Here is a 24755-nt window from a genome sequence, read left to right on the forward strand (position 1 = left end):
AAGCTAGAAAACTGGAGGATCAGGGGATGCTGGATGTGCTATTAAAGGCGCTGGCCTTTACGGCGGTGATTGCCATGGGTTATATATTAAAGAAGAAAGGGTTTTTCCAGCTGAAGGATTTTTATCTGATCTCGAAAATTGTGGTGAAGATCACTCTGCCCTGTGCGATTATTTATAATTTCAGCAGTATTTCCATGGAACCTTCCCTTCTCATGCTGTGCGCCATAGGGTTTGGATGCAATGTGCTGATGGTGGGGCTGGGATATCTGATCAGCCTGCGGGGAAGCAGGGAAGAAAAGGCTTTTGCTGCGGTGAATTCCTCCGGTTATAATATTGGGAATTTTACGCTTCCGTTTGTCCAGAGTTTTCTGGGGCCTGCGGGCTTTGCTGCCTGCAGCCTGTTTGACACTGGAAACGCGGTGATGTGCACCGGGCTTACTTACAGCGTGGCGTCAGCGATTCAGGGCAAGAATGGGAAGGTTTCCGTAAAAAGTATGGTAAAAACCTTGTTTTCTTCCATGCCCTTTGACGCATATCTGATTATGACGCTGCTGGTGCTTTTAAATTTAGAGCTGCCGTCAGTAGTGGTGACTTTTGCCCAAACGGTAGGAAACGCCAATCCTTTCCTGGCGCTTCTGATGATTGGGATTGGGTTTGAAATCAGGCTTGAAAAGAGTAAGCTGGCCCGCATGGCCCGTATTCTGGCGCTGCGCTATGGGACAGCCCTGGTGCTGTGCCTGTGTTTCTATTTTTTACTGCCTTTTGAGCTTCCTGTGCGCCAGGCCTTGGCTATTATCGCGTTCGGGCCTGTTTCCAGCGTGGCTACAGCTTATACAGGGGCGCTGGGCGGAGATGTGGAACTTTCCAGCGCGGTGAATTCATTCTCTATACTGATCAGCATTGTGTGCATTACGCTGCTGCTGGTGATCATGCTGTAATTATCTTTGAGAGGCAGGAAAAATGGACAAAAAAGGATGGAGTCTGCTGCTGGCAGCCTGCCTGCTGCTGGCTGGCTGCGGAAAAAATGCGGATACAGGCTCAGAGACGCTGGGGCGGCAGGCAGAGATAACGGTTGCGATTTGGGCGGATGAGATGGATGAAGTCAGCGAGCTGACAGCAGGCTTTTCCAGAAAGTATCCCGGGCTGTCCGCCAGGATGGTGGTTTTCAGTTCTGACACTTATATGGAGGATGTATACAGGTACCTGGAAGAAGGAGGAACCCTGGATGTAATTCCATGTAAGAATAATGCGGAGTTCACCGCCTGCATCACAGAGGCCGGGCTGCTGGATCTGACTGACCTGATCAGGAGGGATGAGGTGGATGTTTCTGCCTATGGCCCCCTGTATGATGATATGAAATATCAGGGGCTTACCTATGGCCTGCCTTATAAAAAAACTGCAAATGTGCTGTACTATAACTGCGATTTATTTGATGAAGCGGGCGTAGGCTATCCCGGAAACAACATGACTTGGGAAGAATTCCGCTGGCTGGCTTACCGCATGACGGACGCCAGGAAGCGGCAGTATGGAGCTTATCTTCATACATGGCCTCAGTGCTGGTATGGGCTGGGCCTTCAGGAAGGGGCCACGATAATTGACGTGGATTTGTCCCCGTTTGCGGAAGGTTTGCGCTACCGGCAGCAGCTGGAGGCGGACGGCAGCATACGTACTTATCGGGAGAGCCTTGAACTGGGATCAAACTACAGGACGGATTTTGTGAATGAGTCGGCGGCGATGTGTGTCATCGGGGATTATATGATTTCACAGCTCCGGGATATGGAAAAGGTAGGGCAGTTATCTTTTAGGTGGGATGTGGCTGCAATTCCTCATCCTGAGGGAAGCGAGGCTAACGTGACCTGGGGAACAGCCAATACTGTGGGAATCTGGAGCGGATGCAATGAGACGGAAGCCGCATGGAAATTTGTAAAGTACATGGCTGGCAAGGAGGGGGCGGCGGTATACGCATCAGGCGGAAGCCTGCCGGCATATTTTGACAGCGACATTGAACAAATCTATCTGGGCGACGGGAGGCTGAACCCAAAGAATATCGGGATTTTGCTGGAATCTAAAATGTATTTTGAAAATCCCACAATAGAAGGAGCGGATGAGATCAAAAATAGAATTTATGCAGAGGAAGGCGCCAGAACACTAATAGAGGGGCGCTCCGTAGAGGAGACTTTTGAGGTGATCGCCATGAGGATCAGAAGGGTGGTGGAAGGCAGTGAGTGAACGGATTCGTGTAATGGCCGTGGACGATCTGGCAGTGCACAGGAGAAGGCTGGAAAGAATTGTGGAGGCGCAGGAAAGGCTGGAGCTGGTTGCTCAGGCTGCCAGCGGCAGGGAAGCAATAGAACAGGCAGTAAAACATCATCCTGAAATTATCCTGATGGATATTCAAATGGAAAACAATATGTCAGGGATTGAGGCGGCAAAGGAGATCAACCGGAGGCTGCCGGATATTAAGATTATCATGCTGACAGTACATAAAGACGACAATGTAATTTTTGCCGCGTTTCAGACCGGAATTGTAGATTATGTAATTAAAACAGAGCCGGATGATGTAATTGTGCAGGCTATTTTTTCGGCGTACGAGGATGCTTCTCCGATACGCCCGATGATTGCAAGAAAGATCCGTAATGAGTTTCAGCGCATAAAAGAGCTGGAGAACAGCCTGCTGATGGTAATTAAGATCATATCGGATCTGACTCCAAGCGAACTCCAGGTTCTGCAGCTTCTGGGAGAAGGGAAAAGCCGGAGGCAGATCGCCCAGGCCAGATGTGTGGAACAGGACACGATTAAAAAACAGATTAACAGTATTTTGAGAAAGTTTGACAAGGGGAGCACAAAAGAGCTCGTCCTGATGCTGAAGAGGCTGAACCTGTTTGAGATGATCGACAAACTGTAAAGAGGAAATCTATGGTTATTTATGCGTCTGTTTTTTTCTTAATTTTTACTTGCCTGGCGGTGATTAAAAACCGTTCCAGCAGGTCCGCGAGATTTCTCTGTGCCATGATGGTGAGCTGGTTCTGCGCATTTTTGTTTCTCGTTTTTTATCTCAGCAGGCAAAACGCGTATTGGAGCAGTGTAAACAAGATCTTTTATATTCCTCCGGGAGTGTGGAATTATTTGGTTCTGCGCATTGACATGCCGGAAAATCTGCTGATCCGGGGAATGAACCTCAGCGTGGCGCTGTTTTATTATTTTACCGTACGGTTTGCTCTGGCATTTACAGGCCGGAACCGGGATAAAAAGAGAATTTATTTGCTGCTGCTGATTCCGGCGGTGCTGGAGATCCTGTATTTTGACCCTGCGGCGCAGCTGAAGCTGCAGGAGATATTCTGCGGATACAGCATGGCGTCCTGGAGCAACTATCAGATGCTCAACGAAGTCTGCAGCTGGATCTTCAGGGGGCAGCATGTGATTTACTGTCTGGCCGGCGCCTGGCTGCTGATCTATTATTATGTGAGATATCCCCAGGTACGTTTTTTGAAGATGTACACGCTGCTGAATATCAGCTGCGTAGTGCCGCTGGTGGTTCTTTTTATGGCGCTGTTCTTCTGGCTGCCCCAGAGCCTGGTACGTCTGACTATGAAGCCGGGGTTTTGGAATTACCTGATTCCCAGCCTGAATGTGGGTATTCTTTCGAACAGCATGTTCTATGTCGTCTTTTTAGTGTTATATCTCTTGCTGATTGTCCTGGTACTGAAATTCCACACCATGGAACATTATTATCAAAAAGACCAGATTAACATTGAGACTCGAATGAGTACGGCAACAATGGGAATTAATACGCTGACGCATGCGATGAAAAATCATATTCAGGGAATCCGTCAGGAGGTGGATTACCTTTCAGAGAAATACCCGCAGGAGCAGGAGATTCAGAGCAGCGCAGGGTTTATTCTGGATTCCTGCGGCATCTGCATGCAGATGCTGGAGACAGCTAATCAGCAGCTGAAACATAAGGTTTTATCCATGAAGCTGCTTCCTGTGGACGCGGCGGTGGACAGCGTCCTGGATAAGTGGAATAAAAACAGCGGAAGGGTTCCTGTGGTCTACCAGCCGGAAGAGAAACCTGGTATGGCGTTTCTGGATGAGGAATCTATGGAAGAAGTCCTGGAAAATTTGCTGAAAAATGCAGAGGAAGCGCTGAGGGATACGGATGGGGGGCAGATCTGCATACGTTTAAAAAAGAACAAGGGCTGGGCAGTTATTGAGATTTCGGATAATGGCCCGGGAATTGCGGAAGAAGACAGGGAGAAGATTTTTATTCCGTTTTACAGCACAAAAGGAAGTTCTAATAACTGGGGAATTGGGCTGGCCTATTGCCACCGGGTGATAAAGGCTCATGGCGGGCGCATTGCAGTGGACAGTAAAGTAGGGGAAGGAACTACGTTTTCTGTCAGTCTTCCTTTGATATGAAAGGGGGGAATAAATCTTTCTACTTAGCGGGACAGATAGATTTGATATAATGTTATAAACTGGGTTAATTATCAGGAAAAGGAGGATTCAAGAGTGAAAAGAGGAAAAAGCAGAAGAATGTTATCTGTTATTTTAGCTGTGATGCTGATTCTCAGCATGGCTTTCCAGTCTTTTGCCGCAGGGGCGGAGGACCAGGCGCGGGAAAGCGGGAGTTCTGCGGAGCAGGGCGCAGAGCAGCCGGAACAATCACAGTTTGAAACGGGGATGCCGGAGATATTGCCTGAATCAACTGCTCAAGCGGGGGCGCCGGAACCGGCTGCCATAGAGACGGGACTAAATGGGGTGCAGCAGAATCTTCCGGAAGTTTTGACGGATAACAGCGCCCAGATGGTCTTAACGCCTGTGGCAGATGACTATGCTCAGGATAATAACGGAAGCAGGGACGCGTCTCAGCTCAGGCTGAAAAATTATCCCGCCGATCCCGGATTCCATAGAATTGTGTACATTAAATATGATGTGTCAGAGGTGGCGGCAAAAACCGGTACAGATAACCCGGACGGAACGCTGCGGCTTTATATAAAGGGGATGAACAGCGATAAACAGACCTGGTTCAATGTGTATGCGGCGGACAGCAATGACTGGACTGAGGGCGGTACGATGAAGTGGGAGGATAAACCGGCAGGAAAGACCTTACTGGCGCAGAAGGTTGTGGCGGACGGCAGGACTTCCGTTCCCCAGTATATTGATATTCCGCTGAAAAACGTACTTGCTCATGCAGACGCGGGCGGATTGATCACCTTCCAGATCATCATTGAGGAAAATCCTGAAGGAAACGGAGCGGGAGCTGGTTCCAATTCCGGAATGGACTTTTATTCCAAGGATTATGGTGACGGTTCCAAGGCGCCGGTAATGATCTGGGAAAAGCAGCAGCCTTCAGCAGAATCTTATGTAGAGCTGAACCCCCAGGCGGACGATTATGCCCAGGACAACGACGGCGCGCGGGACGCGTCCCAGCTGAGGCTGAAAAACTATCCGGCTGATTCCGGATTCCACAGAATAATTTACATGAAATATGATGTGTCAGAAGTAGCGGCAAGAACCGGGCAGGAAAATCCGGACGGAACGCTGCGGCTTTATATAAAAGACATGAACAGCAATAAGCTGACCTGGTTCAATGTATACGCGGCGGACAGCAATGGCTGGACGGAAGGCGGTACGATGAAGTGGGCGGACAAACCGGCGGGCAAAACTCTGCTGGCGCGGAAGGTTGTGGTGGACGGTACTGCTGGTATCCCGGAATATGTGGATATACCGCTGAGCAATATCCTGTCCAATGCAGATGAAAACGGGCTGATTACATTCCAGCTGATTATTGAGGAAAACCCTGAAGGGGACGGAGCAGGGGCAGGTTCCAACTCAGGAATGGATTTTTATTCCAAGGACTATGCCGACGGCTCGAAAGTGCCTGTTTTGTTCTGGGGAACCAAGGACGATCCCGAACCCGAACCCGGCCCGGACCCGGAAGAAGATAAAGATAAGTTTACGGCAGTGGCCGACGCTTTCATTAGAGGCAATGGAGACCATGACGGTACAGGCCCGGTGATGACCGTTAAAAAGGATTCCGAGGCGTACAGCCGCAATGGCCTGGTACGTTTTACAGTTCCGGATGATTTTGACATTACTCAATTTAACAATATTACGCTGGACTTCTTTATTGCCAGCACAAACGATTCACACAGCCGTACCGTGCTGGTTTATGCAGTGGATAATAACTGGAATGAGGCGGATGTGACCTGGGAAACAGCCCCTGTGCTGCTTCAGGAAACTCCTGTGGCAACGTTTGAGGTACTGAAAGCAGATGCCGGTACATATGTCCAGGCCGATGTGACAGAGTATGTGATGGGGGAAATTGCAAAGGGAAACAGGACTTTTTCCTTTAAGCTGGCCGGGCAGGATGTGGACAGCAAGGGGGATTTCAATATTGCCACAAAAGAAGCGGATACCGGGCATCCAAAGATTGCGTTCCATACTTTGACCGTTAAAGAGGTGGAGAACCCTGTCGTTGACGTGGTGCTTGGAAAAACTCCCGAATTGCCTGCAACGGTAGACGTGCTTCTGTATTCCGGCGAAACAGTGAAGTCTCCTGTGGTGTGGGACAGCTATCAGCCGGAACTTCTGGATGAGCTTGGAAGCTTTACGGTAAAAGGCAGTGTTCCTGAATATGGAAAAGAGGCGGTACTGACAGTTAATGTGGTTCTGCCAGAAGGATATACGGGGATCAGCTATTATGTAGATCCAAATGGAAGTGACAGCGCGGAGGGGACCTCTCCGGAAACAGCCTGGAAGAGCCTGGATAAAGTGAACGCCACCAGATTTTTGCCCGGAGATAAAATATTGCTGAAGGCCGGCGGCGTATGGAATGGACAGCTCTGGCCCAAGGGAAGCGGACAGGAGGGGATGCCTATCCTGATTGCCGGATACGGGACCGGCGCAAAGCCGGTGATAAACGGGAACGGGACCGGCGCGTCCTTTACGGAGGCAGATAACCGTGATGCTTCCATGCAGTATTTTACAGGCGCAGTTCAGCTGATGAATCAGTCCTACTGGGAGATTGACGGACTGGAAGTAACAAATAATGATGAGATTTACTCCTCCAACCGTTCCGGCATTCTGGTTTATAATGACGGTTCCAAAGGGGATCAGACTCATATCCAGATTAGAAACTGCTATGTGCATAACTGCTATCCCACCAGTGCTTCTGAATATTCCGGATCGCACAAGATGACCGGCGGCATCATTGTGTTGGGTTTTGCAAGAAACAATACTGGTGTCTATTCCGGCGGCAGGCTGCAGCTGGGAGCGATTTACACCACTAAACCGGCAATTCACGATGTACTGATAGAAAATAACACAGTGAAGGATGTTGCAAAGGAAGGTATCCGGAATAAATCCACAGGATTTACCTCCAGCGGTGGGGAGACATATCCCACTGTCAGCAATAATGTGGTATTCAGAAATAACTACCTGGAAAATATTTATGGGGACGCCATCGTCATCAGCGAGGTGAACTCCGGGGGCCTGGTAGAAAACAATATCATTGATACTCATACGCAGACGCACGCTGCAAACTATGCCGGATGCTGGGTTCATTACAGCAAGGATGTGGTATTCCAGTACAACGAAGTGTTTAACGGCAAGGACGCTTATAACGACGGAGAAGCCTTCGACGTGGATAATCAGTGCTACAACACAGTGTATCAGTACAACTACAGCCACGACAATTTTGGCGGATTCCTGTTGACAATGGGGCCGCAGTATGACAGCGTAATACGCTATAATGTGTCCGCCAATGATGGATACGGCGTCAGCCGGGGAACCGGAAAACAGCAGCAGATTTTCTTCTATTGGCAGACTGCTGCTGCCGGGAATTCACTGATCCCGGAAATTTATAACAATACCATTTATGTGGGAGAAGGCGTTACTACAGAGCTGTTCTGCGGGGACTCCGGAGCATTGGGCGCAGATTTCAGAAATAATATTGTCTATGTGGAAGGGACACTGAGCAAGCTGTCTCAAAAAGGATTCCGCAGTGACTGTATCGTTGAGAATAACTGCCTGTATCCCTTGGATGCCTTCACTACAGCAGGCGGCTGGACGGAAGGGCAGCTGACAGAAGGGAATAATATTTTTGTAAACCCTGAACTGGAAGCTCCCGCGCAGCAGATTGCGGCATCTTCACAGACTCCATCTATAGACGGGCTCCGCCAGAAACTGTCCGGCTTCAGGCTGACAGAAGGGTCTCCCTGTATTGACGCGGGGCAGGATATCGTGGGCGCGCCCGCTCAGGACATCCTGGGAAATGAAATGATAGACGGCAGGGATATTGGAGCTGTTGAATATCAGAAACCAGCGGATACCAAAGCGCTGGAGGCATATGTGAATAAAGTAAAGGATACGGACCTCAGCGGTTTCACTGAGGAGTCGGTTCAGAAATACGAAGAAGCTCTGGAAAAGGCGGTGACGCTGCTGGAAAGGACAGATCTGACAAAGAACGACCAGGATTTGATAGATGATGTTCTGGCTATACTGGAGGCCGCTTATGAGGGCCTGGATCTGATTCCGGAGGAGACAACTACAGAAGCGGAAACTCCATCCGAGAGCGAAAGCACTACTGAAGGAGAAACTCCATCCGAGAGCGAGAGCACCACTGAAGGAGAAACCTCTTCCGAGGACGAGAGCACCACAGAAGCGGAGACACCATCCGAGAGCGAGAGCACCACAGAAAACGAGACTCCTCCTACAGGAGATCATACCTCTATATGGTTTTATCTGATGCTGCTGGCAGTTGGATGTGCCGGAGCCGGGGCTGCAGCAGTAAGCCAGTTTAGAAAGAGAACCAGATAATATGAGCGGAAAACGTAAATACGCGATCGCCGCTGCGGCCGGGGCAATCCTTTTATTGGGTTGCCTCGCGGCCGTATTGCTGGCCCGGGGAAATAAAAATATTATTACCATAAATGGCATACCTGTAGAGAAAGATGAAATTATCATGTACATCCAGGATGAACGGGCGGACATCTGCAGCTGGTTTTACCGCAATTATCAGGCAGACTGTAATGCAGAGGATTTCTGGGAAAAGGAATATGAGGGGACTACGCCCGCCGGGAAACTTTCTGAGGCTGTAATTCAGAAACTGAAAGAGGCTAAAACAGCGCAGCAGCAGATGAAAGAAGAGGGATTTGTGGAAACAGTTTCCTTTCAGGAGCTGGAGAAACTGATGGATGCTGAAAACCAGAAACGCCGTCAGGCGGAAGAGGAAGGACAGGTGATTTATGGAAACAGTCAATTCTCTATGGAGCAGTATTATAATTGGTATTACTCTCAGGGGAAAACCAGGCTGAAAGAGCAGTTTCACCAGACTTTTACGGATTATACTGAGGAAGATCTGGAGAACTGGTACAGACAACAGGAGCCTTATACAGGAGCAGTGTCAGGTGAGGTTAAGTTTTATGTTTGTGATTCTTCTATATCAGAAGAAGTGGCGCAGCAGCTTTTTGCAGATGTTACAGCCTCTCTGGATAAAGGTATGAGCGATGGGGAGATTGAAGCTATGGCAGACGAAAATTATCATACTGGTCTGGTGATCCAGGAAAGGCCTGTTCGGGAAGAGGAGGTGGGGAAAGAGGATGCTGCTTACGCCTCTGTAATGGAGGCTTTTAAAAGTCTGGAGGAGAAGCAGTTTTCAGAGATTCTGCCTTTGGGACAGTCCTATGGCATTTTTCAGGTGATGAAAAAAGAGGGCGGAGAGGATATGCCTTTTCAGTCAGTGAAAGAAAGCGTGGTCTATCAGTATATAGAAGAGGCTTTTGAAGAAAATCTCAGAGCACTGGCTGAGGGAGCAGAAATAACAGTGGATGAAAAAGCATTTACGAAATTGATAAAAGAAATTGTTCGGTAATCTGTAAAACGGGCAGGTTTTCTATATCATGATTACAGAAAAGAATAGCAGTCTGGCCCAGAATAGGATTGACATGAGTTTGTAGATAGAAGATGGAAGGAGCAGCGCTCCCGGTAGGAAGTTTGCGATATTTCCCACCGGGGGCGTTGCTCCTTTCTATTAAATACTGCAGCTCTTCATTATGTTTGCTGCGCAATATCCGCCTTCCGCAGCCTGCGGTAAGTAGTGGAGAAAAACACCACAGTAGTGATAGTGGCAGCCAGGACATCTGAGAACGCTTCCGCCAGGTAAAGCCCATTTGTCGGCGGGTTAATAAACATCGGAAGTACCAGCGCCAGAGGGATCATCAAAATTACTTTTCGCAGCATTGCCATAAAAAGTGAAATCTTAGCATTGCCTGTAGCGAGGAAGGTTTGCTGGCAGGCATTCTGCGCGCCCATCACACACATTCCGGCCATGAAGATCCTCAAACCGTAAGATCCTAGTTCCAGAAGTTGTTTGTCGTCTGTAAACAGGCCGATAAAAATTCTGGGGAACAAAAGAATAATTCCCACAAACACAATGGAAAAGGTCAGATTAAATGCAAACGTCAGCCGGAAAGTTTTACGCACCCTGTGCATATTTCCGGCGCCGTAATTAAAGCTGATAATTGGCTGCGCGCCCTGGCCCACGCCGGAGAGGGGAAGCCAGACCAGCTGGTTGATGCTGAAAAGAATGGCCATTGCGCTGACATACAGGTCGTTGCCGTATTTCTGCATGCCGGAATTAAAAGTCAGCTGAACCAGGCATTCAGTAGCGTTCATGATAAAAGGAGAAACACCCAAAGCGGTGATGGAAACCAAAACCGGCCACTTCAGCTTCAGATGCTTTCTGCGGATATGCAGAATCGTCTTTTTACCGGTCAGGAAGCGGAGCACCCATACGGCGGAGACCCCCTGGCTGAGAATAGTAGCCAGAGCAGCGCCGGACACGCCCATTTTAAATACAAAAATAAAAATAGGATCCAGGACGATATTGATCACGGCGCCGATCACCACTGTCATCATGCTGATTTTGGAAAATCCCTGCGCCGCGATAAACTGATTCAGGCCAAGGGTCATCTGCACAAAAATGGTTCCGATCAGATAGATGCCCAGATAGTTGCTGGCATAAGGCAGCGTATCCTGGCTGGCGCCGAACAGCATCAGAAGCCCGTCCTTTGTGGGGAGGAAAATCACGGTAAGCAGCACTGCCAGCACCAGCAGCGCGGTAAAAGAGTTGCCCAGAATTTCTTCCGCCCCTTCATGGTCCTTCTGCCCCATTTTGATGGCGGCCCGGGGAGCTCCGCCGCTGCCGATCAGCGCGGCGAAAGCAGAGATCAGCATAATGATGGGGAAAGCCACGCCCAGCCCCGCCAGGGCTTTTGTGCCTGCCTCCGGGATACGGCCCACATACATCCGGTCAATAATATTGTACAGCAGGTTCACCAGCTGCGCCAGCACTGTGGGCACAGCCAAAGAAAACAGGAGCTTGCCCACCGGCGCTTCAGCCAGCCTCTGCTCCTGCCCGGAAAGAGCTGCCATATTTTGTTTTTGCTTCATAGTAAAATACATCCTTTCCCAAATTCTTTCAAACAGCCTTCGGCATGATCACAGCCAGGGCGTGTTCATTTACAGCAATTATACCACATTTATATAGGAAATACCAGACCCGGACATTGTTTAAAAAAAATCAGAATGCGTCTTTCTTTTTAGCTTTAAATACGTTATAATGGGAACAGACAGGCGCCGGAGGCCGGACCTGAATTCAATTGCAAATTATGGAGGAAAGAATATGCTGGTTAATGCAAAAGACATGTTACAGAAGGCAAAAGCAGGAAAATATGCCGTAGGACAGTTTAATATTAATAATCTGGAATGGACAAAAGCAGTGCTGCTGACTGCGGAGGAATTAAAGTCCCCCGTAATTCTGGGCGTTTCAGAAGGCGCAGGGAAGTACATGACAGGTTATAAGACGGTTGCTGCAATGGTAAAAGCGATGATGGAAGAATTGAATATTACGGTTCCCGTGGCGCTGCATCTGGACCACGGCTCTTATGAAGGCTGCTACAAGTGTGTGGAAGCAGGATTTTCTTCAATTATGTTTGACGGTTCCCATCTTCCATTCGAGGAGAATGTGGCGAAGACAAAAGAGCTGATCCAGGTATGCGCGGAGAAGGGAATGTCCCTGGAAGCAGAGGTGGGTTCCATCGGCGGTGAAGAGGATGGCGTAGTAGGTATGGGAGAATGCGCTGATCCGGAAGAGTGCAAAAAAATCGCGGATCTGGGCGTGACTATGCTGGCGGCCGGTATCGGCAACATCCACGGCGTATATCCTGAAAATTGGAAGGGGCTGAGCTTTGAAACACTGGAAGCGATCAGCAAGCTGACAGGGGATATGCCCCTTGTGCTGCACGGCGGCACCGGAATTCCGGAAGATATGATCAAAAAGGCTATCTCCATGGGCGTTGCTAAGATCAACGTGAATACAGAGTGCCAGCTGTCCTTTGCGGCCGCTACCAGAGAATATATCGAGGCAGGCAAGGATCAGAAGGGGAAAGGCTACGATCCCAGAAAGCTGCTGCTGCCCGGCACGGAAGCGATTAAGGCGACCGTGAAAGAAAAGATGGAACTGTTTGGTTCCGTTGGCAAGGCCTGAGACAGAGCCAGGAAATAACAGAATGACACAGAGAAAAAAAGACGGAAAACGCAGAAAAAGGACAGCCGGAGACTATATCAGGCTTGCGATATTTGTTGTTGCCCTGGGCGTATTTATCTGGTCGGCGGTTCAGCTGTTTACTATCTGGCGTGAATATAAAGTCGGAGAAGATGAATACGATAATCTGGCGCAGGAATTTGTGCATACCCTGGAGGAGGTCCCCACAGCAGAAACCACGACGGCGGAAGAAAGTATTTCGGATGCTGCGGAAACATCCGTGGGGCAGGGGACTGAAGAAACTCCTTCCGGCGAAACGCAGGGAGAAACGACGGCGCCTCCGCCCCCGCCTACAGAACCTGTGCGCTTTTCGGTGGATTTTGACGCGCTCAAGGCAGTAAACCCTGATAATATAGGATGGCTGATCATGAACGGCACACAGGTGAACAATCCGGTGGTGCGGGGAGAGGATAACACTCACTATCTGCGCTATACTTATCTGGGGACCTGGAATATAGCGGGATGCCTGTTTATGGACTACAGGAATGAAGATGAATTTCAATCCAGAAATGCCATTATATACGGGCATAATCAGAAAAATGAAAAGATGTTCGGAACACTGCAGGCTTACCGGGACGGGCAGTTTTACAAGTCTCACCCTGTGTTCCAGATGTATACCCCGGAGGGCGTGATCCAGTATCAGATTTTTTCAGCCTATGAGACGGGAGCTGTCAGCGAAAGCTTTCAGATCCAGTTTGCGGATGACGAGGCTTTTCAGCGCTACCTGGATCTGATTGTATCCCGTTCACTGTATGATACAGGGGTCAGCGTGGGCGCAGGAGATAAAATACTGACGCTTTCCACCTGCACAGATGATACTGTGGACCGCTTTGTGGTGCATGCAAAGCGCCTGAACTGAAAATTGTTGCAAATTTACAGGAAATGAGTTATCTTATTACTATTAAAGCTTGTTTCCAAAAGAGGAGAGGAGCTGCCGCTGAGAATGCGTCGGCTCCTTTGAGATTATATTCCCGGCGGATAAAACGGAGGAACGCAATTTATGGGCATGTCAAATGTATCAGATATTTTTGGTTCAAATGTATTCAGCGACGCGGTGATGCGGGAACGGCTGCCAAAGAAGGTGTACGCGGAATTAAAAAAGACCATTGAAGGCAGAGAGGACCTGAACCCCATGGTAGCCGAAGTGGTTGCCAATGCCATGAAGGAATGGGCTTTGGAAAAGGGAGCCACCCATTACAGCCACTGGTTCCAGCCTATGACAGGAATTACCGCGGAGAAGCATGACGCCTTTATTTCCGCGCCCCATTCAGACGGAAAAGTGCTGGAGGAATTTTCCGGAAAAGAGCTGATTAAAGGGGAGCCTGACGCATCTTCCTTTCCTTCCGGCGGGCTGAGGGCTACTTTTGAAGCCAGAGGATATACTGCTTGGGACTGCACTTCTCCCGCTTTCGTGAAAGAAGACGCGGCCGGAGTGATTCTATGCATTCCCACCGCGTTCTGTTCCTATACAGGAGAGGCGCTGGACAAAAAGACGCCGCTGCTGCGCTCCATGGAAGCGCTGAACGCCCAGGCCCTGCGGATCCTCCGCCTGTTCGGCAACACCACTTCCAAACGGGTGACGCCCTCTGTAGGAGCAGAGCAGGAGTATTTTCTTGTAAACCGGGAAAAGTACCTTCAGCGCAAAGACCTTGTATTTACCGGCCGGACCTTATTTGGCGCCATGCCGCCGAAAGGCCAGGAAATGGATGACCATTATTTCGGCGCGATCCTGGAACGGGTGGGCGCTTATATGAAGGACGTGAATGAGGAATTGTGGAAGCTGGGGGTTTCCGCCAAGACGCAGCACAATGAGGTTGCGCCCGCGCAGCATGAGCTGGCTCCCATCTACTCTACGGCAAATGTGGCTGTGGATCACAATCAGCTGGTGATGGAGACATTGAAAAAGGTGGCCATGCGCCATGGCCTGACTTGCCTGCTGCATGAAAAACCCTTTAAAGGCGTGAACGGTTCCGGGAAACATAATAACTGGTCTATTGTTACGGACGACGGCATTAATATGCTGGACCCGGGAGTTACGCCTCATGAAAATATCCAGTTTTTGCTGGTGCTGGCATGTATTCTCAAAGCGGTGGATATTCATGCGGATCTGCTCAGGGAAAGCGCTGCGGATGTAGGAAATGAGCATCGGCTGGGAGCAAATGAAGCGCCGCCGGCAATTATTTCAGTATTTTTGGGTGAACAGCTGGAGGATGTGATCTCGCAGCTGATCAGCACTGGGGAAGCAACCCATTCCAAACAGGGCGGCACGCTGAAAACCGGCGTATCCTCCCTGCCGGATCTGGTCAAGGACGCTACTGACCGGAACCGTACGTCACCTTTCGCCTTTACGGGGAATAAGTTTGAGTTCAGGATGGTAGGTTCCAGGGATTCCATCGGAGAAGCAAACGTGGTGCTCAACGCCGTGGTGGCGGAAGCGTTTGCGGAAGCGGCGGATATCCTGGAAAAGTCTGAGGACTTTGAAATGGCGGTTCATGATTTGATCAAAGAGTACCTGGCGGATCATCAGAGGATTATTTTCAACGGGAACGGCTACGCCGAAGCCTGGGTGGAAGAAGCCCAGCGCCGGGGGCTGCCGAATATCAGGAGCATGGTGGATGCAATCCCTGCCCTGGTGACAGAGAAAGCAGTAAAACTGTATGAGCGTTTTGGCATTTATACCAGCGCTGAACTGCAGTCCAGGGCCGAAATTCAGTACGATACTTACGCTAAGGCAGTGAACATAGAGGCGAGAACCATGATCGATATGGCAGGGAAACAGATTATTCCTGCGGTGATCAAAGCAGTAAAAGCGCTGGCAGATTCCATGGCCAGCGTAGCGGCGGCTTGCCCCGAGGCGGATGTGAGCGTGCAGAAGGAGCTTCTGCTGGAAACCAGCGCATATCTGTCAGAAACAAAGGTGGCTTTGGCAGCGCTGCAGGAGGCGGCTTCCAAAGCTTCCGCGGTGCGGGAAGAAAACGCATGCCAGGCGGCCCATATGTGCCATGATCTTGTGATGCCTGCCATGGAGGATTTAAGAGCCCCGGTGGACCATCTGGAAATGATTGTGGATAAATCCATGTGGCCTATGCCGTCTTATGGAGACCTGATGTTTGAAGTCTGAAACAGGAGCTGAAGAATGGATATAATTTATACCATATGTATGGCAGCCGGCGTGGCAGTGCCCCTGCTGGAGCTGGTGGCGGTGCAGCTGGCGGGAGCGCCGGCCGGGGCGTTAAAGCGGCTGCAGGAAAGAATGAGGAGAGCGGCATGCCTGATCCGTCTGGGGGATGCGGACTCTGTAGTGAGCCTTCTGCCAGTGTCTGTGCAGGGCATTTGTGCCGGACTGTTGGTCTTTGGAACAGCGGGACGGCTGTTTGCGGCAGAGCAGCCCTGGTGGATTGCCCTTTTGGCAGCATTGATTTTGGGTTATGCCGGTGCCGTGGGTGTTGATACGCTGACATACCATCTGAAGAAAACAGAACGAACTTCCCATACGGCGGAAGAATTGATGGCTCAGGGAGCGAGAGTGCTGAATACCATTAAGCCAGGAAACTGGGGAACCGTGGAAATTACCACGCCGGACGGAGTGACCGGGGTATATACAGCCCGGGCTGCTGGTGATACGGACAGAATCAAATCAGGACAGAAGGTAAGGCTTCTGAGGTTTGAGGGGGACGCCGCGGTGGTGGATCGGGAAGAAAAAGAAAACGTTATTAAATCTATATGAGATAAAAAAGACGCTCTGGCCGATAGTGAACGGCCGGGCGCCTTTTTTCAAAGAAAGAGCAGCTATGAAAAAAGCCCGTGCATTATTTTAAAATCAAAAGAAATCCAGCTGGGACCAGGATTTCACAAGGGGGAAAAATGAGATACGGTTTTAAAGAATATGAACCAACTCAGTTAATAAAAAATCATTTAAATATTGGTGGAGAAAATCCTGACGGAGAGAAAATAGAAGTTTCCAATTTATATTTTCTGCGCGGGGGCAGGCCGTGGACCGGCGTAATGGGGGAATATCATTTCTCCAGGGACAGCCGGAAGAACTGGTACAGGGAGCTCTGCAAAATGAAAGCAGGAGGAATTTCCATTGTGTCCACCTATCTGATCTGGATTTACCATGAAGAGGAAGAGGGGCATTTCGATTTTTCAGGCGATCTTGATATCCGTGAGTTTTTATGTGAATGTAAAAAAACAGGGCTTGACGTAGTGCTGCGCATCGGGCCATGGGTGCACGGTGAGGTGAGAAACGGCGGATTTCCCGATTGGCTTCTGCAGAAACCATACAAACTGCGGAGTAATGATGCAGGTTATATGGAGCAGGCAGAAGTATGGTATCAGAAAATATATGAACAAGTGCGGGGATTTTTTTACAAAGACGGGGGGAATATCGTTGCCGTTCAACTGGAAAATGAACTTGTAGACAATGCGGAGCACCTTTTGGCCTTAAAAAAATCAGCGGTGAAAGCAGGGCTGATTGCGCCGATTTACACTGTAACCGGTTGGAACAGCGTATCCGGGGCAAGGATTCCGGTGGAAGAAGTTGTTCCTGTATTCGGCGCTTACGCAGATTCCCCGTGGGAGCCGGGAAGCGGACCCCTGCCGCTTTCCAGGCACTACTTTTTTAATAAAATGCGGAATGACACAGCAATCGGAGCGGATCTGATTCCATCTGAGGAGAAGAAGGGATGGCAGCTTCCCTATGAAAAATATCCGTTTGCAACCTGCGAGCTGGGCGGGGGAATCCAGGCCACGCACCACCGGAGGCCGCTTATTTCCCCCATGGATACTTATGCGCTGTCTCTGGTAAAGCTTGGGAGCGGCAATAATTTAACCGGGTATTATATGTACCATGGCGGCACCAATAAAACCGGCCGCCTGTCAACGTTTCAGGAATCAAAGGATACAGGATATCCCAATGATTATCCCATTTTATCCTATGATTTTCAGGCGCCTGTTTCTGAATACGGGGAAATACGCCCTCAGTACAGGCTGCTGAATATGCTGCACATGTTCATCCATTCTTTTGGGGAAATGTTAGCTCCTATGGAAACAGTGGAGGCGGAACTACCAACGAATTATAAAGATATGGAAGCCTTGCGGTATGCCATGCGGACCGATGGGAAAAGCGGGTTTGTGTTTATTAACCATCATCAGAGGAATTTTGCGCTGAAAAATATTTACGGCGCGGTAATTGATACGGGTGTGACACAGTTTCCTCCTCTGGATATCAAAGGAGATATCAGCTTTTTTATGCCTTTTCAGATGCCCGTGGGAGGAGAGGTGCTTAAATATGCCACGGCTCAGCCGTTGTGTAAACTTGGCAGCGCCTATTTTTTCACTGCGATTGAGGGAATAAATCCTCAGTATGCTTTTGAGGAGGGGAAAATAGTCTTTACAGAAGCGGGGATGATGTTTGAGGAAAAGGGGGTAAAAATCATTACGCTGACCTGGGACCAGGCGCAGTATGCCAGAATATTGTCAGGGCGTTTATATATTGGCAGGGGATGCGATCTCTATGAGTATGGCGGGACGATAACGGCAGCGCAGGAAGGAGACTTTTCTTATGATTATTGGGATGGGGACAAATTTGTCACCAAAGAGGTCTTCCGGAAATATTCTCCTGCGGAATTTGGCATGGTTCCTGTGAGTGAACCATTTGTTCCAAAGTATGAGGAGGAATTGAATATAGGGGGGCGGCGCAGTCGCCAATGGTTCAGGATATCCGTAAGCTCGCCTCAGGGTTTTGCGGAAATTGCGTATTGCGGAGATACGGCCCAGATTTACGCGGACGGGGAACTGGCGGCAGACGAGTATTACCTGGGCAGGCCGTGGAGGGTTCCGGCAAAGCTGCTGTATGGGAAGGAATGTTATCTTGTTGTGGCGGGACAGAGGTACGATTTATGAGACTCCATATAATTTTCTATATATGGAAAATATATTTTTGATATTTTGTAGCAGCATTCCAGAATGAAAATATAATTGTCTTTTATTTGTGCATAATTTAAATTTATAATTATGCCTTTTGTGCACGGAAAAAAATAGTTTGGAAGAATTCCAGATGTAAAAATGTAGGAAAAAGTTTTCCTATCTTTTAATACTTGATCTTTAGTATGTATATACATTGTGTGCCGGTTCCATTCGAAGAAATAGATATCAGAATATAAAATATCAATAAAGTTACCCTTATATCGCAACGAATACTTATTTTGCTTTTTTAGAATTATTTGTTCTAGACAAAAAGATAAAGAGTCTATATTGATAGGAGTTAAAATGTAATCAAGAAATTTAAAATGTAACGCATCCATCAAAAAATCTTTGTTTTTATATAGCAATACCACTTTTTCTGAAAGCCGATATTGGTATAATAAAGTAATATAATCTGCCCCTGTTTGAACTCCATAATCGTTAATATTTATAAATATAATATCCAGCTTCTTGTAAACACTAATAAGAGCTGTAATATTTTTAAATTTTTCATAAGATAGACTATAAGAATGCTTTTCCCTTAAAAGTTGAATTGAGTTTTGTAAAACTGTATTATCATCGCATTTATTAGTAAGTTCACCTATAAATAATAAAATAATATTTCCCTCCCCCTAAAAAACATATGTAAAACCTAATTAAATCATAAAATATTTTATGAACTATTTCAATGGCAATTTATCGCATTTTTCGACATTGATGTTATATCTTTTTGTGCCATTATTATTTCTTTTATGCCAAAAAACTTGAGACATAACCGATAATTTGATAAAATAATAAAAACATATAGCGGCTTGGGAAAATTAGGAAAGGAGGGCATCAATAGGTGATGCGGTTTTGTATGAAAAAGAAATTATTAAAAAAACTAGCTGTAGTAGGATGTGCAGGAGTATTAGGTGTTGTTAGTACATTGACAGTTTGGGCAAGGGGTGTTGATACATATCGATATTATCTTAACCGAGATCCTGGAGCGGGTGAATATAAGACTACAGATTATTGTGTAATGCGGCCAGTAACGGGTTATTATGATGTCGAGCAAAACTGGATGTCACGAACTGGTGGAAGTTACGCAATGGTTCATATTACGAATGATAAAAATTCGGAAATTTTTTCTTTCCGGGAAGAAGGAGGTGCATACCTGCTTTATATAAAGGGTGTGGAAACCACAATTTTTCAAAAATTAGATACTAATGGAAGCGTTAGTACAAGTGGAATTGTTTATGCTCAGTAAAATATAGATTTCGTGTTTAAATAATAGTATCAAGAAATTGATACTATTATTTTTGGGATTATACTTTCTTTTGTAAGCCATAAAATAATAATTTGTTATTAGCCCAGTTTATAGCTATATTACGTTGCAAGATTTAGATTATACCAAGGCCTAAAAGTATAAAAAATTGTTTTGATTAATAATTGTATAACAGGGGGAATGCTTATGCTAAAGACTAAAAAGAGTTTGTTTTTATTTTTAATCGGACTAATTATTACGCAATTCGGATGCGCAAAATATAACCCAACTATTAACTCATCGCAGACAGAAGAAATTTCTTCAAAAAAAACAAAATATGAAAGCTCCAATGAAGTATATTTAAAAGATGAAAAACCAGGCTATCAGCTCATACCAGAACCAGAAAAAACCTATGTCAGTTTCGCCCAGGCGAGAGAAGACGCCAAACAGACGGAAGAAAAAATTAAAAACAAGGTTTATGCAAATTTTCGCGGAGAGATCAGCATCAATATGACAGATGCTGATGAGATATCCGTAATAGAGCTTAACAAATTGGACTATGATGTAGAAACTTTACTGGAAAAAGGCCCGGAACTCTTTAAAAAGTTTAATCCTGATCTGAAAGATGATCAGATTTTCCTGATGGGTTATGCAGAAGATCCCTTGCAAGAGAAAGCCGTTAGCCAGGTTGTTCCTGAAATCCGGGAAGGAAGTGAAGAGTATAAAAAGGGAGACGTGATTATCTGCCATGGAGACGAAACAGCCGGAGAAATGGTTTTGTTCTGGAACGGCCTTTCCAGGGTCAGCCGCGGTGGCATGCAGAAGTATCTGCTTCAAACTGACAAAGAGAGGGTTTTGAAAAATCCGGCAATCCAGTTATATTCAGGAGAATATTATGATTTGAAAAATGGAAATATTCCGGACGAACAAATTAAGTTAGAAGATGGAACACTTTCTATAAAAGATGCAATTGCGCTTTTTGAACAGGACGTCAATCAAAACTATTACTTGGAAGGAGCAAATCCGGATATTCTTTATGATGTATATGGTGTTCAGGCTTGCGAGCTTCCCGGCGGCGCTTTCGCGTATAAGATATATGCAAGGGAAACATACAATGGGATTGCTTTTAACACAACGCCAAAGGATATAATCAGGTATACAGATGTCATTAAATTAGCAAATGGAAAGTTTCCGCCTCTGGCAAATTTTACTTTTGCGTTTGGAAATGCTATGATTATTAAAAGAAATGAAATAGAGAGCTATGCCGATTGTAACAGACTGATTCAGACAAACGAAGTGGGAGACCCAATCACGAGGATAATTCCAATTAGTAAAATTGTGGAGGAACTGTCAAATATATTAACAGATAACATTACAATAGATATTCTTTCCATTGAGTTAATATATATAAAAGAGTCAGTAAAAAATGATTATTCAAAAAATATAGCGTACCCCATGTGGAAAATATATACATTAAGTAACACGGATCAAAAATGCTATGATTTTTATATTAGCCCGATAACCGGAGAGTTATGGGCGGTGGAAATGGAGTAAAGCCTGCGGTATAATCCTGAGGGAATGGGGTTATGCCGCAAAATTTTTTCACAGCTCCTTTATTTTAGGCAAACTCCCCTTCCTTTCCTTGACTTTTTCGCTATATCAGATACAATGGAAAAAGGCAGTTTTGATTGATTCATTTGGAGAGGAGTACTTATGACAAAAAGGGAATGGGAACCCAGGAAGAAAAAAAGGCCGGAGAGATGGCTGATTCCTGCCATAGCGGCGGCAGTGCTGGTGGCGGCGGTGGTGGTGCTCATGGGGAAAGGCATTCTGCCGAACCCATTTGCGGATAAAAACCCGGACAATCTGCCTTCCTACGTGCAGCAGGAATTTTTGACCCCGAATCCGTATTCCAGGCCGCAGACGCCATTGAAGGAAGTCAATAATATTGTGATTCACTACGTAGGGAATCCCAATACCAGGGCCATTGCCAACAGGAATTATTTCGAGGGGCTGAAGGACAGCAAGTCTGTGCAGGCCAGCAGCCACTTTATTGTGGGGCTGGAAGGAGAAGTGATTCAGTGTATTCCGCTGAGCGAGGTTTCCTACTGTACCAGTAAGGAGCGGAATGTGGATACAGTCGCCATTGAGGTATGCCATCCGGATGAGTCCGGCAAGTTTAATGACAGCTCCTATCAGTCAGCGGTAAAACTCACAGCCTGGCTCTGCAGCTATTATGGGCTGACGGAAGAGGATGTGATCCGGCACTATGACGTGACGGGTAAGCTGTGCCCGCTTTATTATGTGGAACATGAGGATGCCTGGGCTCAGTTTAAGGCGGATGTAAAATCCGGAATAAAAAATACGCAGTGAGGATGAAGTGATGGAGACAAAACAAAATATTTTTACGCGGCCGGTATTTATCGTGCTGTGCGCGGTGGTGGTGACAGCTCTGTGGGGCAGCGCGACTCCTGCGATTAAAGTGGGATACGAGATGTTCCATATTGAGGCAGGGGATATTCCCACAAAAATGCTTTTTGCAGGCGTGCGGTTCACCCTGGCAGGAATTATGGTGCTGCTGATCGGTTTTCTCACCCGCAGGCCTATGATTCCCAAAAAAGAAGACTGGGTGCCGGTCACTGTTCTGGGCGGACTTCAGACCACCCTGTCTTATATCTTTTTTTACATAGGGCTGACCTACACCACAGGAGCGAAGGGATCCCTGTTCTCTTCGGTAAATGCGTTTATTGTGGTATTGATCGCGCCGTTGATATACAAAAATGAACACTGGACGTTAAAAAAGCTGTTGGGCTGCGTCTTGGGTTTTGCAGGGCTTTATCTGGTGACAACAGGCGGCGAGGGCGGGAGCCTGGCCGGATTCCATGTGATGGGTGAGGGTTTTGTGCTGCTGAGCTCCGCCTGCGGCGCCGCAGGGTCCCTGTATACAAAGCATATTTCTAAAAACCGGGACAGCGTAATGCTGACGGCCTGGCAGCTGACCATCGGAGGTTTTGTATTGATGCTGATCGGCCTGGTGACGGGGGGACATCTTCAGATGCCCGGTTTTTCCGCCATGCTGCTGCTGGGATACATGGCGCTGCTGTCCGCAGTGGCTTTTGGCCTGCAGACCCAGTTGATCCGCTATAATTCTGTGAGCAAAATTACCTTCTACAACCTGCTGATCCCGCTGTTCGGCACGGTGCTGTCCGGCATATTCCTGCATGAGAATATCCTGACAATCACAAACCTGCTGGCGCTGCTGCTGGTGTGCACCGGAATCGGCGTGGTGAATTACCAGAGGCAAAACAGAAAAACAACAATTCAGGGAGGAAAAGAAAATGCTGTGCATTAAAAACGGGACGCTGCATACAGTGGCGCAGAAAGAGCCCTTCCAGGGGGATATCCTTGTGGAAGGCGGTAAAATCAGAAAAATAGGGCAGGACCTGGAAATTCCCGAGGGCTGTGAAGTGATAGACGCATCAGGGCTGCAGGTATATCCCGGTTTTGTAGAGGCGCACTGCCACCTGGGCCTGGATGGATACGGCATCGGATTTGAGGGGCAGGATTACAATGAGCTGAATGAAATTGTGACCCCTGAGCTGCAGGCGATCGACAGCATTTACCCCCAGGATGAGACGTTGAGACAGGCGGCCGCCGCAGGCGTGACCTGCGTGGGGACAGGCCCCGGAAGCTCTAACGTGCTGGGCGGGACTTTTGCTGCCATTAAAACAGTGGGCTGCAGGGTGGACCATATGATCGTGAAACGGGCGGTGGCCATGAAGTGCGCTTTTGGGGAGAACCCTAAGCGCTGCTATAAAGATAAGAACAATTACGCCAGGATGTCCACCGCGTCAAAACTGAGAGTGATGCTGCGCAAGGCCCAGGAGTATCAGGAGAGGATGAACGCGGCGGGGGATGATGTGCTCAAGCGGCCGGCTTACGACCCTAAGCTGGAAGCCCTGCTGCCGGTGATCAACCGGGAGATCCCGCTGAAGGCGCATGCCCACAGGATTGACGATATTTTTACATCCATACGGATTGCAAAGGAATTCAATCTGAAGCTGACGCTTGAGCACTGTACGGAAGGCCATCTGGCGCCGGAAGAAATTGCAAAAGAAGGTTTCCCCGCTGCGGTAGGTCCGTCCCTGACCCATGCCACCAAGTTTGAGCTGCGCAATAAGACCTTTGAAACCCCCGGAATTTTGAGCCGCGCAGGGGTACAGGTTTCCATTATCACAGATTCTCCGGTGATTCCGGAGCAGTATCTGCCTCTGTGCGCCGGCCTGGCCGTAAAATCCGGCATGGACCCTTATGAGGCTCTGAAAGCAATTACGATTAATCCGGCGAAACATCTGGGAATTGAAGACAGGGTAGGTTCTCTGGAAGAGGGGAAAGATGCGGATATTCTCCTGGCTGACGGCTGCCCTATGGAGATCGGTACCAGAATCTGCCGGGTATATATAGACGGCAGGGAGGTTGCGCAGGACTGCGATGAAGCTGGAAAATAATCTGGGCAGCGACCCCATTAAAAAGCTGGTTCCCCGGCTGGCGGTGCCCGCAATGCTGGCGCAGTTTGTCAGCGTGCTCTACAGTGTGGTGGACCGGATGTATATCGGCAATATTCCGGGGGACGGCGCTCTGGCGCTGGCAGGCGTGGGAATCTGCAGCCCGATTGTGACCATGATTTCCGCGTTTTCCTACTGGGCCGGAATCGGCGGCGGGCCGCTGATGAGCATAAAGCTGGGGGAGAAAAACCAGGATGCAGCCAGAAAAATTCTGGCAAACAGTTTTATGCTGCTGTGTATCATGAGCGCCGCCGTGATGGCGGCCTCATTTTTGCGTATGACGGGCATGCCCATGTTCTGTGGTGAAAGTCCACATAGGCGTAGCTACCGACGAACTTGATAGCGACTCTCAAGGTTTGCATCGTGAGGT

The 24755-nt window shown here is 48.1% G+C and carries 18 protein-coding genes; 17 read left to right on the forward strand and 1 reads right to left on the reverse strand.

All coding sequences use genetic code 11. The features are described from left to right. Nucleotides 1-26: 26 nt before the first annotated feature. The 6 genes from EV209_RS11460 (at nt 27) to EV209_RS11485 (ending at nt 9877) form a co-directional block, all read left to right on the forward strand. On the forward strand, nt 27-938 hold the full coding sequence (locus EV209_RS11460; RefSeq protein ID WP_130435598.1) for an AEC family transporter: 912 nt from the start codon (nt 27-29) through the stop codon (nt 936-938). Between the two features lie 22 nt (nt 939-960). Further along, nucleotides 961-2229, forward strand: coding sequence for an extracellular solute-binding protein (locus EV209_RS11465; protein WP_130435599.1), 1269 nt, complete (start codon nt 961-963; stop codon nt 2227-2229). Then, entirely contained in the window at nt 2222-2905 is a 684-nt protein-coding gene (locus tag EV209_RS11470) for a response regulator transcription factor (RefSeq protein WP_207220606.1), read from the forward strand. Before EV209_RS11465 ends, EV209_RS11470 begins: the two co-directional genes overlap by 8 nt. Nucleotides 2906-2916: 11 nt before the next feature. Further along, nucleotides 2917-4419, forward strand: coding sequence for a sensor histidine kinase (locus EV209_RS11475; RefSeq protein WP_130435600.1), 1503 nt, complete (start codon nt 2917-2919; stop codon nt 4417-4419). A gap of 93 nt (nt 4420-4512) precedes the next feature. Then, nucleotides 4513-8823 carry a CBM96 family carbohydrate-binding protein gene (locus EV209_RS11480; RefSeq protein ID WP_130435601.1) on the forward strand — a complete coding sequence of 1437 codons (4311 nt, stop codon included), beginning with the start codon at nt 4513-4515 and terminating at the stop codon, nt 8821-8823. A 1-nt stretch (nt 8824) separates the two neighbouring features. Further along, nucleotides 8825-9877: a peptidylprolyl isomerase gene (locus EV209_RS11485; protein ID WP_130435602.1), complete on the forward strand. Its 1053-nt coding sequence runs from the start codon at nt 8825-8827 to the stop codon at nt 9875-9877. 179 nt (nt 9878-10056) lie between these two features. Here EV209_RS11485 and EV209_RS11490 read toward each other — a convergent pair whose 3' ends face one another. Next, the gene (locus EV209_RS11490; protein ID WP_243647578.1) at nt 10057-11457 is read right to left on the reverse strand and encodes an MATE family efflux transporter; all 1401 of its coding nucleotides are present in this window, start codon (nt 11455-11457) and stop codon (nt 10057-10059) included. 232 nt (nt 11458-11689) lie between these two features. Here EV209_RS11490 and fba point away from each other — a divergent pair, with 232 nt between their 5' ends. The 11 genes from fba to EV209_RS11545 all read left to right on the forward strand — a co-directional run bounded on the left by fba (nt 11690) and on the right by EV209_RS11545 (nt 24725). Beyond that, nucleotides 11690-12553, forward strand: coding sequence for a class II fructose-1,6-bisphosphate aldolase (gene fba / locus EV209_RS11495; protein ID WP_130435603.1), 864 nt, complete (start codon nt 11690-11692; stop codon nt 12551-12553). Nucleotides 12554-12575: 22 nt separating this feature from the next. After that, on the forward strand, nt 12576-13469 hold the full coding sequence (gene srtB / locus EV209_RS11500; protein ID WP_130435604.1) for a class B sortase: 894 nt from the start codon (nt 12576-12578) through the stop codon (nt 13467-13469). A 141-nt stretch (nt 13470-13610) separates the two neighbouring features. Continuing rightward, nucleotides 13611-15731 (forward strand): glutamine synthetase III family protein, encoded by a 2121-nt coding sequence (locus EV209_RS11505; RefSeq protein ID WP_130435605.1) that lies wholly within the window; start codon nt 13611-13613, stop codon nt 15729-15731. Between the two features lie 15 nt (nt 15732-15746). Continuing rightward, entirely contained in the window at nt 15747-16337 is a 591-nt protein-coding gene (locus EV209_RS11510; RefSeq protein ID WP_130435606.1) for a hypothetical protein, read from the forward strand. Between the two features lie 137 nt (nt 16338-16474). Then, on the forward strand, nt 16475-18514 hold the full coding sequence (locus tag EV209_RS11515; protein WP_130435607.1) for a beta-galactosidase: 2040 nt from the start codon (nt 16475-16477) through the stop codon (nt 18512-18514). Nucleotides 18515-19433: 919 nt separating this feature from the next. Then, on the forward strand, nt 19434-19823 hold the full coding sequence (locus EV209_RS11520) for a hypothetical protein (RefSeq protein WP_130435608.1): 390 nt from the start codon (nt 19434-19436) through the stop codon (nt 19821-19823). Nucleotides 19824-20027: 204 nt separating this feature from the next. Further along, nucleotides 20028-21374 carry a hypothetical protein gene (locus EV209_RS11525; RefSeq protein WP_130435609.1) on the forward strand — a complete coding sequence of 449 codons (1347 nt, stop codon included), beginning with the start codon at nt 20028-20030 and terminating at the stop codon, nt 21372-21374. 159 nt (nt 21375-21533) lie between these two features. Then, nucleotides 21534-22193, forward strand: a complete 660-nt coding sequence (locus EV209_RS11530; RefSeq protein ID WP_130435610.1) for a peptidoglycan recognition protein family protein — start codon at nt 21534-21536, stop codon at nt 22191-22193. A gap of 10 nt (nt 22194-22203) precedes the next feature. Next, a complete protein-coding gene (locus tag EV209_RS11535; RefSeq protein WP_130435611.1) occupies nt 22204-23172 on the forward strand; it encodes a DMT family transporter in 969 nt (322 codons plus the stop codon). Next, on the forward strand, nt 23159-24328 hold the full coding sequence (locus tag EV209_RS11540) for an amidohydrolase (protein ID WP_130435612.1): 1170 nt from the start codon (nt 23159-23161) through the stop codon (nt 24326-24328). Before EV209_RS11535 ends, EV209_RS11540 begins: the two co-directional genes overlap by 14 nt. Further along, the gene (locus EV209_RS11545) at nt 24312-24725 is read left to right on the forward strand and encodes an MATE family efflux transporter (RefSeq protein ID WP_130435613.1); all 414 of its coding nucleotides are present in this window, start codon (nt 24312-24314) and stop codon (nt 24723-24725) included. The genes EV209_RS11540 and EV209_RS11545 overlap by 17 nt, the downstream gene beginning before the upstream one ends. Nucleotides 24726-24755: the final 30 nt, after the last annotated feature.

This window comes from Cuneatibacter caecimuris (assembly GCF_004216775.1).
GTDB lineage: Bacteria > Bacillota > Clostridia > Lachnospirales > Lachnospiraceae > Cuneatibacter > Cuneatibacter caecimuris.